Genomic DNA, 14,638 nt, shown 5'->3' on the forward strand with positions numbered 1-14,638 from the left:
CTGCTACTCCTCCCTGTACCGCTTAAGCTTCTCGTTATCCGGTCTGCGATATTGATTTCCGCCATTCTTAACATCAAAATGACAGATATTCTTAAACTCACAATAATCACAGCCTGTATTGCTCTTATTCTTATATGGCTCGATCGCGATCTTTCCCTCTGCGATCTGACTTCCAAGTTCTTCTATATTCTCTCTCGTCAATTCCATGATCGTCCGGATCTGGTCTGCCGATACCACATTCTCACTTTTCTTGATGTCACCATTTTTATCAAGTTTTACCGGAAGTGACTGATTGCAGGTATGATCCATCTTCTGTATCACGGCAGGTGATTCATTGACAAATCCCTGCAGCTTCATTTTCTCCATTCTCTCAGCGTCTAATTTCTCCTGATCCGAGAATTCCGGCTGCTCTGTATCGGTATCAATCTCCGAAGATTCAATCTCGATCACCGGATCATCAAAGCTGTAATATAATAAACCGGCGATCTGAATATTCTTATCGGGATAGATCATTTTTTCAATCTCATATGCGATCGCAGAATAGGTCACAAGCTGAAGCTGTTCTCCATTCAGTATCTCCTCCAGACTGAGTTTTCTGGCAGATGATTTGTAGTCGATCACCTTGATATAAACGGTTCCATCCTCTTCTTCCACATCCACACGGTCGATCTTACCATTGATGCTCATCTGGATCTGATTTGGAAGCTCAAACAGATAGGAACCCACTTCATCCTTTGCGGAATCAAAGGTCTTTTCCAGCATTCCAGGCTTCATGCTGCCAAGTCTTATATGCTTCTGTAACATACCGGCGGATGTCTGTGCCATACGTTCGATCATCTGAAGCATGTAGGCATTTCTTGCATTATCTTCAAAGAAATCTCCTGCCGATTCCTCCGCTGCACGATTTACAAGCTCCGTGACCATCAGCATTCTTTCATCTTCCGGAAAATTCTCCCAGTCATTATTTCTGGTGTCTCTTACCTGCTTAAACAGTCCTTCCATTACACTGTGAAGGATAACTCCGACATTTCTGACATCGACCTGATACATTTCCCGCTCTTTTAGACGCAGACCATATTTTAAGAAATATGCAAATCCGCATCTGGCATATAATTCAAGCTTCGATACTGATGCATGCAGATATCTGCCATATAACAGGGCGATCGTCTCCGGTGGAAGCTGTTCTGCCACGTTTCTGTATGTTCTGCCTTTATAAATGGCTGTCAATTCTCCGGCAAATCCCTTTTCTGTCAAGATTCTTGTCAGTATCCGGCTCTCTGCATCTTCGCTATCCTCTGCACGGAGAATCCGTCTTAATGAACGGTTGACGGTATCCGGCATACAGGAAGCAGCATCATACTCTTCTGCCTGAAGGGACGGAAAAATGCTGCTGATCCTTCCAAGCAGATAAGACGGACGCATGCTTTCAAGTGATGCGCTTAATTTATGATACGATATATACAGATAATCGGATGGTTTCGTCAGTATCGTATAAATATAAAACTGCTCGATATAGCTGTTCTGTTTGTCGGATGGAGCAAGCTCCAGGCCGCAGTCTGACAAAATATCCCGGTCTCTGTCACTTAGGATTCTTCCCTTTTTCGGTGCTTTTGGCACGATTCCATCATTGACCGATGTAAAGAATAACACCTTTATATGATTTAATCTTGACCTTGTGATATCTCCGATCAACACCCGATCAACCGTAGGCGGTACAACACCGACTTCAATATCTGAAAGTCCGGTATCCACGATCTCATAAAACTCTTTCACGCTCATCTTTGTATCGCCTAAGAGTTCCGCTATCTTATCAAATAACCGGACCGTTTTCTCAAAGATCTGACCATAAGCATCTCCTTCATTGATCCGGTTTTCTTCATATAATTCATTCTTTCTGGCTTCTAACTTCTCATACATATGAATCTGAAGCAGAAAGTCATAAAGGGCTTCCACATAATCTTTTGTGACTGCCTTTTTATCTGCAAAGACCTTACGGATATCCCCAAACATCTTCATAAATGCCTGACGGATCTCTTCTATATTTACCGGAGAGGTCTTCTCATAGTTTTCAGATACTGCCCGGTTCCATCTGCTGTAGCCACGGACACCACGCTTTAATGCATAATTTTCCAGAAGCTCTATATCCTCAAAGGACAGATCTGTCATACCCGCTTTTAAGAACCGGAACACACTGTCATAGGAGAAATCATCTGCCAGAACCGCCAGTACACTTCGGATCGTTTCCGCACATGGATTTGCTTTCAGGCAGGCATTTGCATCGATAAATACAGGGATCTCATATTCATCCATCACCCGTTCATAGATGTGGGATGCCTGTTCCAGATCTCCCGCTACGATCGCGATATCCTTATAACGGTATCCTTTCTCCCGCACGAGCCTCCTTATCGTAGATGCGACAAATACGATCTCGTCCTGCGCATCTCCTGTCGCTGTCAGATGGATCCGCTCTAATGGCTGCTTCCATTTCTGATACGGACTACGGAACAAATTCCGCTCCAGGAAAAACAGTTCTCGGTTCTCCCCCAGACGATAGTTGATTGTTCCAGGCAGAACGACCGGAGACTCAATCTCCACACCAGCGGCTGCTGCCGCTTCTGTTAATTTCTTTATCGTAGTCTTTGTCAGATAGAATAATTCGTAGTCTTTTATATGCTCATATTTCTGATCTCTGTCATCTAATGTAAAGGAAAAGGTCAGATCATCCGCACAGGTCATCAACTTCTCAACAAGTTCAAGCTGTACCGGCGTAAATCCGGTAAACCCATCAAAATACAGCGAACTGCCACACACAAGTTTAGACTGGCCAACATGTCTGGTCAACAGTTCCACCAACTGTTCTGCCACAATATAGCGTTCACCTGCAAATGCTTCAAATTCTTCGTAAATGTGTCTGATATCCTGCATTTTACCTGCAACAACGCTATCCTCCGAAATCTGCTCCATGATCTCATCGATCGTATCCTGCTTGATATTATACTGAAAGATCTCCGACATCATGGATTTCATCTCATCCACAAATCCAAGCTTGTCGTAATAGCTTCCATATACCTGTAAGGTGTCCTGCTGTTCACATAAGATCTTCTTGATCAGCATACTTTTTCCAAAGTCTTCCAGCACCTGTCCGGTGCTGATCCCCAGTTCATCAAATACACGATATGCCAACCGGTTCATGCCGATCGCATCAATGTTCATCATGCCTCCGGCCGGATGCATTGTGACCAGTTCTCTCTGTGCTTCCATCGTATACTGTTCCGGCACGATCAGATAAAAATTCCGCTCCGGTTCTTTTATCGATGCCTGAATGATTTCATTGTAAATCTGTCTGGATTTTCCTGATCCGGATGCTCCAAGTAAGAATCGAACTGACATAACGGTCTCCTTTCACTCATCTGTCAAGCAATACTCTTTTTCTGACTCTCTCTTTGCTAAGCCATATTTACTTCAATATTGTTTTACTAACCATCTGTTCTTTGGTTATATTTTGTTTTCTCCGTGAATACAATATAGTAATAATAAATGAGGGGAATATTTATATGGCATCCACAAAGCTTATCGTTTTAAAATCTAAAGAAATCATATACACGGTTATTTTTCTCGGACTTGTCGCCCTGTTTATCATCATACTGACGATCATGTTCAAAAAACCTGCCACCGTTTCAGAAACTGCTTCTTCGAATACCGCTTCCGAAACAACGGAGCCTTCTTATAACCCCGGTACATATGATTCTACTATCACGCTTGGCGAATCTACTCTGTCTGTTATGGTTACGGTTGATGAACATTCTATCCGGGATGTTGCGCTCTCCAACCTGGACGAAAGTGTCACCACCATGTATCCGCTCCTGTCGTCTTCTTTAGAGGCGATCAACACCGACCTGCAGTATGTGTCATCCGTTGACAACCTCACCGTTTCCGGCGATACCAAGTATACCTCAATGCTGCTGATCAACGCCATCAAAGAGGCGCTTGCCAAGGCTGTGGCTCAATGAAATCGAACGATATATGCCTTGTTACCGTACAATCACCTGAATAGTATGCTCCTTATTTCGCAGAACGCTCTCGCTCTATCCTCGGCGTAACGGTACATAGGACAGCAAACTACGCTGTCCAAGTACCGACGCTCGGACAGGTCTGCTACATAAGGACATTCTACTCAGGTGATTTGTGCTTCTATACCAAGATGCGTTATATAACATTTCTGTATGTCAGTTTTTTGTACACTAGCACACTATTGTCCCAGCCTTGGCTGCGCTGCCTTTCAATCATAAATCGCATAGCCAAATATTTCTTTATATGCTTACCACAATATAGAAGGATGATAGGTGTTATATTTTATGAAGCAAACCTCTCCTCACGCCGGTACTTGGCGAACTGCGGATGCAGGGAGCCTTAGGTACCGCTGCGTTGAGGATAGAGCGAAAGCGTTTTGCGGAATAAAGATATAACAGCCTGCCAGCCTTCGTCCTTGTGCCTCAACGTAAAGGCTAGCGTCTAATGCTTGGTTACGATGTCGTTCCGGTCTTTGTAGATGCTGTTTGATGGCACATAGCCTCTGACACGGGACAATGGGTAGATGTTTGAATGTGAGCCGATCACAGTTCCCGGATTTAAAACGCTGTTACAACCAACCTCTACATAATCGCCGAGCATTGCGCCAAATTTCTTCATGCCGGTTGCAATATCGAAGTCCGCACCTTTGACATGCACCAGTGTTTTGTCTGACTTGACATTAGAGGTAATGCTACCTGCTCCCATATGAGAATGGAAGCCAAGGATCGAATCACCTACATAGTTATAATGTGGAACCTGCACATTATTAAAGATAATGACATTCTTTAACTCTGTGGAGTTACCGACAACGCAGTTATCTCCCACTAAAGCACTTCCACGAATAAATGCACACTGTCTGACCTCTGTATCTTTTCCAATAATACATGGGCCTGCAATATAAGCAGAATCAAATACAGTTGCTGATTTATGAATCCAGATATTTTCACCACGTTTCTCATACTCTTCCGGATCTAAGCTGTTTCCAAGTTCAATGATAAAGTCCTTGATCTTCGGAAGCGCTTCCCACGGATATGTAACGCTTTCAAGCAATGGCTTTGCTGCTGTCTCTGTCAGATCATATAATTCTTTGATCGTTACCTGTTTTACTGTTTCATTATTCATTTTCTTATACCTCACTATCTTTTTCAGAATTTAATAGAAAACAATCATTCGCCCGCAAAGGACAATTTTTATCTAAAAAACAATCATTTATCCACAAAGAATAATTCTTTTTTAAAAAGCAATCATCTATCCACAAAGGATAATTCTTTCTATTAAGCAACTATGTTCAAGGTTATTTTTTATAATATACCCTTGTTCTGTCAAATACTGTTGTAATCTGGTTCTGATTGCTGATTCCCTTTACCAGATTTGTATATTTGATCACAAAGGTGTTCATCTTGTCTGTATATTCTTCTTTCGTGATCGAACCATCAGCGACACCACACAAGCCTTTTTCCCAGCTTGCCGTCAGATCCGCCCGAAGCAGTCCGTTGATTGAATAATAAACAACATCATAAATAATCTCGCCGAGAAATGTCGGTGTTACAATCTGCGTTTTCTTATTCAGAGCAATGTATTTGTTATTTACAAGCTTGGTGATGATTCCATCTCTGGTCGCACTGGTTCCAATACCTGCGCCCTTGATCTGCTCACGAAGCTCCTCATCCTCGATAAACTGTCCGGCATTTTCCATCGTCAGGATAAGCGTACCGGAATTGTAGCGTTTCGGAGGTGATGTCTCACCCTCTTTGATCTCGAATTTGTCAAGTGAAAGAATATCTCCCTTTTTCAAATGTCCGATCGTCTCGATGAATTCCGGGCTGTACTTTGTATCATCCTTTTTCCTTGCAAAGCGGTTCGTGGCAACCTTCAGGTAACCTTCTTTTAACATATATTTGAAATTGGCAAATAAGAATTCATCCTGCTTTGCCAGTGTCATTGAAAGCTTCTGATATTCTGCTGCCGGATAAAAGATGCTTAAGAACCGTCTGCAAATAATCTCATACACATTTGCCGCGATCTCAGACAATCCCCTTAACGCACCCATGCCCTGTCCGGTCGGAATGATCGCATAATGGTCTGTGATCTGTTTATCATTTACATACTTGGTCTTTGCGATCGTCTTATAGATTCCCATGTTAAGAACCTCATCGGCATAGGCAGCCATCGGCGTATAGCGTTTCAGGCCGGATATGTTCTTATAAATTTCCTTTGCCACAGCCGTTGACAACACTCTGGCATCCGTTCTCGGATATGTCACCAGCTTCTTCTCGTATAACTCCTGCACGATCTTTAAGGTGTCGGACGGACTGATCTTAAAGAGGGAAGAACAGTCATTCTGCAACTCGGCAAGGTTATACAGCATTGGCGGAGCCTTCTTTTCTTTCTTCTTCTCACTTGCAACAAGCGTGGCTTCCATTCCATTTGCCGACAGCTTTTTTACCAGATCTTCTGCATCCTTCTTCTGCTTGAAACCATTTTCTTTATACAGAAGCGGTGAATTAAAATACGGTGTATCCTTTACTGCTTTCCATTCTGCCTCAAATGTCTGCCCGGCAACATTTACCGTACCAACAACACGGTAAAATGGTGTCTTTACAAATTCACGGATCTCCCGTTCCCGCTTCACGATAATGCCAAGTACACAAGTCATAACACGTCCAACCGCAATCACACATTTGTCCAGTTTCAGATAATTTCTTATCACATAGCTGTATTTTAACGATAAAGCTCTGGAGAAATTAATACCCATCAGATAATCTTCTTTTGCACGAAGATATGCGGCATCACTAAGCGAATCATATTCTGAAAGCGGCTTGGCTTCCCGGATCCCACGCAGGATCTCTTCCTCTGTCTGGGAGTCGATCCAGACTCTCCGCTTCTCTTTATTTCCAACCTTTGCCATCTGATCCACCAGACGATAGATGTATTCTCCCTCACGTCCTGAGTCGGTGCAGACATAGATACAGCCTACATCATCCCGGTTCAACAGCCCTGCTACGATCTTGAACTGCTTGCTGACATCCGGTATCACTTCATATTTGAATTCTGTCGGAATAAAAGGAATCGTAGCCAGATCCCATTTTCTTAATTTCTCGTCATAGGCATCCGGATAGCTCATCGTGATCAGATGTCCCACACACCAGGTCACAACAGAATCTTCCGATTCCAGATAGCCCGCTCCGGCATTTCCTTTTACACCAAGCACATCTGCAAACTGCCTTGCAACACTTGGTTTTTCTGCTATATATAAGTTCTTCAAATCAAACTCCTGATTCTTTTATATTTGATCAATATTACACATCACATCTTTTTATAATACCAGAAAAACGGGGTTTCGACCATAGCTTTTATGATATCCGTACAGTGATTCCATACGACAATGGCTCAAAGTAAAAAAGCACCCCGCCTTCTATTATAGAAAACGAGATGCCCTTTGACTATTTTAGGTTGTAATAAACATTTACTGTATTTGATCTTACTGCTCGAATAATAACTGCTCGTATGTAGGGAATGGCCATGCTGTCTTTGGAAGTTCTTTTTCCAATTCGTCAGCAGGTGTTCTTACAGAATCAAATGCTGCAAATACTACGTTGTGATAGTATTTTGCCCATGCTTCGATATCATCTTCGTAATCAGCAGCTTTTGCAACAAGCTCTTCCAGTTTTACAGTTGCTGTCTTCAGTTCTGCAAGCTTATCAGAGATTGTATTCAACAGAGATACCTGTACGCTTGGCTCGATACCAAGAGCTTTGATCTCAGCAGCGCCCTTTGCAAGCTCTGCCTGATATTCCATAACTGCTGGGATGATCTCTTCATTTGACATCTCGATCATTGTGAGTGCCTCAATGTTGATCTTCTTTGCGTAATTCTCAAGCATAACTTCTGCTCTGGCTGATAACTCTGCTTTATCCATAACGCCAAGGCCTTCAAAGATCTTAACGCTCTTATCTGCTGCCAGATATGGAACTGCATCTACCATACATTTGATATTTGGAAGTCCACGCTTCTCAGCTTCTGCGATCCATTCATCTGAATAACCATTTCCGTTGAAAATGATCTTCTGATGCTCTGTCAGAGTCTTTCTGATCAGTGCCTTACATGCTGTTTCGAAATCTTCTGCACCTTCCAGTTCGTCAGTCATCTTCTTTAACTGATCTGCAACGATCGTATTTAATACCATCATTGGGAATGCGATGGACTGTGTAGAACCTACCATACGGAACTCGAATTTGTTACCTGTAAATGCAAATGGTGATGTTCTGTTTCTATCTGTAGCATCCATTGTAAATGTAGGAAGTGTGGATGCACCGGATACATAAGTCTTGCCCTTTGGTGATTCTGTAGCTTCACCCTTCTCAATGATCTGCTTAACGATGGATTCAAGCTGTTCACCAAGGAATGCTGAAATAATTGCTGGAGGTGCTTCATTTGCTCCAAGTCTGTGGTCATTTCCTGCGGATGATGCGGACAGTCTTAACAACTCTGCATTGTTATCAACGGCTGCAAGAACGGCTGCAAGGAAGAACTGGAACTGAAGGTTTGTCTCCGGATGTTTACCAGGATCGATCAGGTTCTCGCCCTCATCTGTTGAGATTGACCAGTTGTTATGTTTACCGGAACCATTGACACCTGCAAATGGTTTCTCATGAAGAACACATTCCAGATCATGCTTTGCTGCGATCTTCTTCATCGTAGCCATAACCAGATGGTTCTGATCGGTTGCAATATTGGTTGTTGAGAAAATAGGTGCTAACTCATGCTGAGCAGGTGCAACTTCGTTGTGCTGTGTCTTAGCAAGAATACCGTATTTCCATAATTCTTCATTTAACTCGGTCATGTATGATGCAACCTTATCTTTGATCGCTGCAAAATACTGATCGTCAAGCTCCTGTCCTTTTGGAGGCATCGCACCGAATAAGGTACGTCCACAAAGCTTCAGGTCTGTTCTCTTGGCGAATTTCTTCTTATCGATCAGGAAGTATTCCTGCTCAGGACCAACAGAAGCTGTAACCTTCTTTGCTGATGTATTTCCAAATAATGCAAGTGCCTTTAAAGCTTCCTTGCTGATCGCATCCATGGAACGAAGAAGTGGGGTCTTGTAGTCAAGTGACTCACCTGTATATGATGTGAATGCTGCTGGGATGCAAAGGATACAGGTTCCTGCATCTGTTGTTTTTACAAATGCCGGTGAGGTACAATCCCATGCTGTATATCCTCTGGCTGCGCATGTCTCACGAAGTCCACCAGAAGGGAAGGATGAAGCATCCGGCTCGGATTTGATCAGCTCTTTACCTGTGAACTGAAGAATAACTCCGCCATCGCCTACTGTACTTACGAATGAATCATGCTTCTCGGCTGTTGTCTCTGTCAGTGGCTGGAACCAGTGAGTATAGTGTGTTGCGCCAAGTTCCATTGCCCATTCCTTCATTGCTGCTGCAACAGAATCTGCAATAGATGTATCAAGAGGTTCGCCCTTATCGATTGTGTTCTTCAAGGATTTATAAACTGCTTTTGGAAGACGCTCTCTCATAACCTGATCGGAGAAAACGTGTGAACCGAATACGGCTGAAATTTTGTTCATCATAATTTTGTACTTCCTTTCTTCTGATAAAACAAAAAAAGAAAGGTGTCCCAATGATTTGGAACACCTTTGTTCATTTCGTCTATTTATTTGATACAATATATATACTCCTTTTGATTTGAAAAATCAAGAGGAAAAATAAAAATTTTGAGGGAAAATTTTTTAGAAAGTTAACAGCAGTAACAATATCCAAAACATACTCACTTTTTTATCCTATAACTGCCAGTTTATATTTTCAGCATTTTTTGCAACCAGCAGTTTGGTTCTGAGTTCTGTATCATCCAGGTCTATAAAGTCACCATTTGAATAATACTTCCACTGTGCTACTTCCTGATTTCCCGACCAGTTCATTTCACTGATCACATAAAACTGCATCGAAGCCAACGGTTCCTATATTCCCAATTGAGGAAAATATCCAGTCCTTTTTATCTTTTATGCTTGAATTAACTACTTTTCGCGTACATTCTTTCAGGGACCGCACAGTCTCATTGGAATACAGTAAGGACAGAAAGCCCATCCCGAATCCTATTAAACATATAATCAACCCCATTAATTTCTTTTTCATATCTTCATCCCCCATATCTTATATATTTCTCCAACAATATATTCGTCACACCATCAGGCAAGAACCGCTTCTATTTCAACCCCAAGCACATCCCCAAGCGTTTCTGCCACCTTCTCCGCGGCATAAAGTTTATAATACAGTCTGGAATCCTGTTCTCCCATCTGGAAATATCCATCGATGATCGTATCCGAAACAGCCACTGCATAATATACTTCTCCCGGTACACTATCCTGATTGTTTGGATCAATATTTCCCGTTGTACCGGTAATACCGATTCCAATGTCTGCACGATATGCCTGTTTACAGGCTTCCGCCATTGCCCGCGCTGTTTCTTTTGAATATACACCATAGGTTTCTATCACCGCTTCCGGAACACCCTGCATGATCTTTGCTTCGTTGGAATAGGTTACAAATGCTCCTTTTAATATTGCAGATGCCCCTTCAGTATCTGTGATCATGGAAGCAATCTGCCCGCAGGTGATACTTTCCATGGTTGTGATCGTCATTTTCCTGTCGATCAGACAGCCTGTCAATCGTCTGTAATTATTCCGTATTGTCTTTTCCATCTGTTCATCCAGTTTTTTTCCTGCCATTTATCCTTCCGCCTTTGTTGCCTTTAATCTATTTATTATTATAATATATTCACAAAAGGATTTCCACAAGTGGAAATCCTTCTGTCATTTCTATTTATCTTATCTCTTCTCCACCACCAGGAGCTCCTCGTCGTTCTTCACCTTTCCGGTCTTTACCGGACGCAGTTTATAGCCATCCGGGAGCTCTGTTATAATGACAGGGGATATTAAGGATGGCGCATGCTTCTTCAGATAAGGAAGATCCAGCCGCATGACCGGCTGTCCGGCAGACACTATCTGTCCGGTCTCAACCAGTACGTCAAAGCCTTTGCCATTTAGCTTTACCGTATCGATTCCAATATGGATCATCACACCGATTCCCTGTTCCGTTACCAACCCTATGGCATGCTTCGTGTCGAAGACAAAAGCAATCGTTCCGGCAACAGGCGCGGTTATTTCAGGATCCGTTGGCAATACAGCGATTCCATCGCCCATCATTCCACTGGAAAATGCCTCATCTGGCACACTTGATAATTCAAAAACCTCTCCTGTAACCGGACTCAATATAGATACTGTATTATCATCCATATGCTTTTTCTGTCTGTTTCTTGCATTTCTCCCATTTTTCTCTTTGCCTGCAATGACATCCTCTCTCGGTCTTCCCTCATCTGCAATAACCACCTTCTCATCATACCCTTCCAGATAATCTTCCAGATTGGATTTGATCACAGACACCTTCGGGCCATAGATGACCTGTACGCCATATCCTTTTTTCACCACGCCGGATGCTCCGCTTGCCCGGAGAACATCTTCTTTTACAAGAGCTGCATCATATACCGTACAACGAAGTCTGGTTGCGCAGCAGTCAACATCCGATATATTGGCCTTGCCGCCGAGTCCTTCACAGATCAGTCTGGAAGTCTCCATCTGTGGGCTGTGATTCCGGAAAACATCCATATTCCGGTCATTGTCTGATCCCTGCTCTCCGGCATTTTCTCCATGCTTTCTGGCATCCATATCACTTCGACGATATAATTTCACTTCGTCATTGTTATCTCTACCCGGTGTTTTCAGATCAAACCGCCGGATCAGATGATAGAACAATACATAATATACGATAAAATAACCGATACCGACAATAACGATCCAGATCCAGTTCGTCTTTGCATTTCCCTGCATGATGCCGAACAGGGTAAGATCGATCAGACCGCCGGAGAAGGTCATTCCCACACCGACTTCAAATACATGCATCAGCATATAGGCAAAGCCTGCCAGAATACAATGGATTCCATACAGAGCCGGTGCGACAAATAAAAATGTGAATTCCAGCGGCTCTGTAATACCTGTGATCATGGCTGTAAGGGCTGCGGAAAGAAGCAGTCCGCCTGCTGCCTTCCGTTTCTCCGGTGCTGCTGTTTTATACATAGCAAGAGCAGCTCCCGGCAGACCAAATATCATAAGCGGGAATTTACCGGACATAAATCTGGTGGCTGATACCGCATACTTTGTAACGGATGGATCTGCAAGCTGTGCAAAGAAGATATTCTGTGCTCCTTCTACAACACGCCCACCAACCTCCAGCGTTCCTCCGACCGCAGTCTGCCAGAATGGCAGATAGAACACATGATGCAGGCCAAATGGTATCAGAAGACGTTCCATAAATCCATATACCCAGGTTCCTGCATAGCCGGAATTTAAAACCAGATCACCTATGGTATAGATGCCTTTCTGGATTGCCGGCCAGATAAAGAACATCAAAATACCAACTCCGGTATATACCAATGCTGATATGATCGGAACGAATCTGGAACCACCAAAGAAAGACAACACCTGCGGCAGTTCAATCTTATAAAAGCGGTTATGCAGGGCAGCCACACCAAGTCCTACCAGGATACCGCCAAATACACCCATTTGCAAAGATGTGATACCGCAGACAGAAGTAACCGCTCCTGCAAGCATTGCTTCCGTACCACCATTTATCGTGATCAGCGCATTGATCGATGCATGCATGATAAAGAATGCAATAGCCGCTGATAGCGCAGCAACTTCCTTCTCCTTTTTTGCCATACCGATCGCCACACCCATGGCAAACAGGATTGGCAAATTGGCAAATACCACATTTCCTGCCTCACTCATTACCTCAAATACAGCAGCAAATATCGTTCCCGGCCCAAGGATCCGCATCAGCCCATATGTTTCAAGCATGGTTTCATTGGTAAATGAGCTTCCGATTCCAAGCAGCAGTCCTGCCACCGGCAGGATCGCAATCGGAAGCATAAACGACCGTCCAACTCGTTGTAATATTCCAAATATTTTATCTTTCATAAAAAATCTCCCTGTTTCATAGATACATATTCATACGAACTAGTATTTGCAAAACAGGGAGAATCATTCTCTTATTTTATATTTAACCTTATTTACTTACCTTACGGAAGTTCTTCTTACCACGTCTTACAACGATTCCGTCTCCATCAAACTTCTCTTCCGGAATTGTAACTGAGATATCAGGTATCTTGTCACCATCAACAGCAACGCCGCCCTGCTCTACCGCACGTCTTCCTTCATTTCTGGAGGATACCAGACCGGACTTTACAAGTACGGATACGATATCGATCGCACCATCCTTGAAATCATCGGCTGACAATGTAACAGATGGCATATCAGCAGCAACACCCTGGGAGAATAATGCTCTTGCACTCTCCTGTGCCTTTACTGCTTCTTCTTCGCCATGAACCAGCTTTGTAAGTTCAAATGCAAGGATCTCTTTTGCTGTATTTAACTGACTGCCTTCCCAGCTGTCCATCTTGTCGATCTCTTCCAGTGGAAGGAAGGTCAGCATACGGATACATTTTAATACATCGGCATCTGCAACATTTCTCCAGTACTGGTAGAACTCAAATGGTGATGTCTTGTTTGGATCAAGCCATACAGCACCCTTCTGTGTCTTACCCATCTTCTTGCCCTCTGAGTTCAGAAGCAGGGTGATCGTCATGGCATATGCATCCTTGCCAAGCTTTCTACGGATCAGCTCTGTACCACCAAGCATGTTGCTCCACTGGTCATCACCACCGAACTGCATATTACAGCCATATTTCTGGAATAACTCATAGAAATCGTAGCTCTGCATGATCATGTAGTTGAACTCTAAGAAGCTTAAGCCCTTCTCCATTCTCTGCTTGTAGCACTCTGCACGAAGCATGTTGTTAACTGAGAAATGAGGGCCAACCTCACGAAGAACATCTACATAGTTCAGGTCAAGTAACCAGTCTGCATTATTTACAAGAAGTGCTTTGCCTTCTGAGAAATCAATAAAACGGCTCATCTGCTTCTTGAAGCATTCTACATTATGAGCGATCGTTTCTGTTGTCATCATCTGTCTCATATCGGTACGTCCGGATGGATCACCGATCATAGCTGTACCGCCACCGATAAGGGCAATCGGCTTATTACCCGCCATCTGTAAACGTTTCATCAGGCAAAGTGCCATGAAATGTCCTACATGAAGACTGTCTGCGGTTGGGTCAAATCCTATATAGAAAACAGCTTTTCCGTTATTTACCAGCTCTTTAATTTCTTCTTCATCTGTTGTCTGGGCAATCAATCCTCTTGCCACTAACTCATCATAAACCTTCATTTTTTCCTCCTGTAACAGCATCTGCTTAGATGCTGACCTTTTATATCATAATTATTATCTACTTTTTATTCTGTGTCCAACCGGCTACCGGCAAAATATATGTCTTCGACCACTTTCCGGCAGTTGTTTCATCTATAGTACACATACTTTGTGATTATACAACGAAATATAACACTTTGACAAGCCTGTACTTCCACAATCCCGTCAAC

At 43.1% G+C, this 14,638-nt stretch carries 10 protein-coding genes; 1 reads left to right on the forward strand and 9 read right to left on the reverse strand.

The genetic code is table 11. From position 1 onward, the window contains the following. Positions 1-3 precede the first annotated feature (3 nt). Positions 4-3,390, reverse strand: a complete 3,387-nt coding sequence (locus tag CLOL250_RS13140) for a PD-(D/E)XK nuclease family protein (protein ID WP_008403086.1) — start codon at positions 3,388-3,390, stop codon at positions 4-6. Between the two features lie 164 nt (positions 3,391-3,554). On the opposite strand from CLOL250_RS13140, the gene CLOL250_RS13145 reads away from it, so the two are divergent. Next, positions 3,555-4,010: a hypothetical protein gene (locus CLOL250_RS13145; protein ID WP_008403087.1), complete on the forward strand. Its 456-nt coding sequence runs from the start codon at positions 3,555-3,557 to the stop codon at positions 4,008-4,010. Between the two features lie 502 nt (positions 4,011-4,512). Here CLOL250_RS13145 and CLOL250_RS13150 read toward each other — a convergent pair. From CLOL250_RS13150 to tyrS, 8 genes are all read right to left on the reverse strand, one after another. After that, positions 4,513-5,193: an acyltransferase gene (locus tag CLOL250_RS13150; RefSeq protein ID WP_008403088.1), complete on the reverse strand. Its 681-nt coding sequence runs from the start codon at positions 5,191-5,193 to the stop codon at positions 4,513-4,515. 172 nt (positions 5,194-5,365) lie between these two features. Beyond that, a complete protein-coding gene (locus CLOL250_RS13155; RefSeq protein ID WP_008403089.1) occupies positions 5,366-7,336 on the reverse strand; it encodes a DNA topoisomerase in 1,971 nt (656 codons plus the stop codon). 216 nt (positions 7,337-7,552) lie between these two features. Further along, positions 7,553-9,658, reverse strand: coding sequence for a glutamine synthetase III family protein (locus CLOL250_RS13160; protein ID WP_446714959.1), 2,106 nt, complete (start codon positions 9,656-9,658; stop codon positions 7,553-7,555). Positions 9,659-9,871: 213 nt separating this feature from the next. After that, positions 9,872-10,021: a hypothetical protein gene (locus CLOL250_RS13990; protein ID WP_274922296.1), complete on the reverse strand. Its 150-nt coding sequence runs from the start codon at positions 10,019-10,021 to the stop codon at positions 9,872-9,874. After that, positions 10,011-10,223 (reverse strand): hypothetical protein, encoded by a 213-nt coding sequence (locus tag CLOL250_RS13165; RefSeq protein ID WP_147554353.1) that lies wholly within the window; start codon positions 10,221-10,223, stop codon positions 10,011-10,013. The genes CLOL250_RS13990 and CLOL250_RS13165 overlap by 11 nt, the downstream gene beginning before the upstream one ends. Before the next feature lie 53 nt (positions 10,224-10,276). Continuing rightward, a complete protein-coding gene (locus CLOL250_RS13170) occupies positions 10,277-10,816 on the reverse strand; it encodes a CinA family protein (RefSeq protein ID WP_008403094.1) in 540 nt (179 codons plus the stop codon). Between the two features lie 99 nt (positions 10,817-10,915). Next, on the reverse strand, positions 10,916-13,120 hold the full coding sequence (locus tag CLOL250_RS13175) for a PTS transporter subunit IIABC (protein WP_008403096.1): 2,205 nt from the start codon (positions 13,118-13,120) through the stop codon (positions 10,916-10,918). Between the two features lie 88 nt (positions 13,121-13,208). Continuing rightward, positions 13,209-14,429, reverse strand: a complete 1,221-nt coding sequence (tyrS, locus tag CLOL250_RS13180; RefSeq protein WP_021943639.1) for a tyrosine--tRNA ligase — start codon at positions 14,427-14,429, stop codon at positions 13,209-13,211. Between the last annotated feature and the right edge of the window lie 209 nt (positions 14,430-14,638).

Source organism: Clostridium sp. L2-50 (genome assembly GCF_000154245.1).
Lineage (GTDB): Bacteria > Bacillota > Clostridia > Lachnospirales > Lachnospiraceae > Coprococcus.

Coding starts and splice junctions, on each gene's coding strand:
- CLOL250_RS13170 (WP_008403094.1), bottom strand. CDS start 10,816: ATGGCAGGAAAAAAACTGGATGAACAGATGGAAAAGACAATACGGAAT.
- CLOL250_RS13165 (WP_147554353.1), bottom strand. CDS start 10,223: ATGAAAAAGAAATTAATGGGGTTGATTATATGTTTAATAGGATTCGGG.
- CLOL250_RS13175 (WP_008403096.1), bottom strand. CDS start 13,120: ATGAAAGATAAAATATTTGGAATATTACAACGAGTTGGACGGTCGTTT.
- CLOL250_RS13160 (WP_446714959.1), bottom strand. CDS start 9,658: ATGAACAAAATTTCAGCCGTATTCGGTTCACACGTTTTCTCCGATCAG.
- CLOL250_RS13150 (WP_008403088.1), bottom strand. CDS start 5,193: ATGAATAATGAAACAGTAAAACAGGTAACGATCAAAGAATTATATGAT.
- CLOL250_RS13145 (WP_008403087.1), top strand. CDS start 3,555: ATGGCATCCACAAAGCTTATCGTTTTAAAATCTAAAGAAATCATATAC.
- tyrS (WP_021943639.1), bottom strand. CDS start 14,429: ATGAAGGTTTATGATGAGTTAGTGGCAAGAGGATTGATTGCCCAGACA.
- CLOL250_RS13140 (WP_008403086.1), bottom strand. CDS start 3,390: ATGTCAGTTCGATTCTTACTTGGAGCATCCGGATCAGGAAAATCCAGA.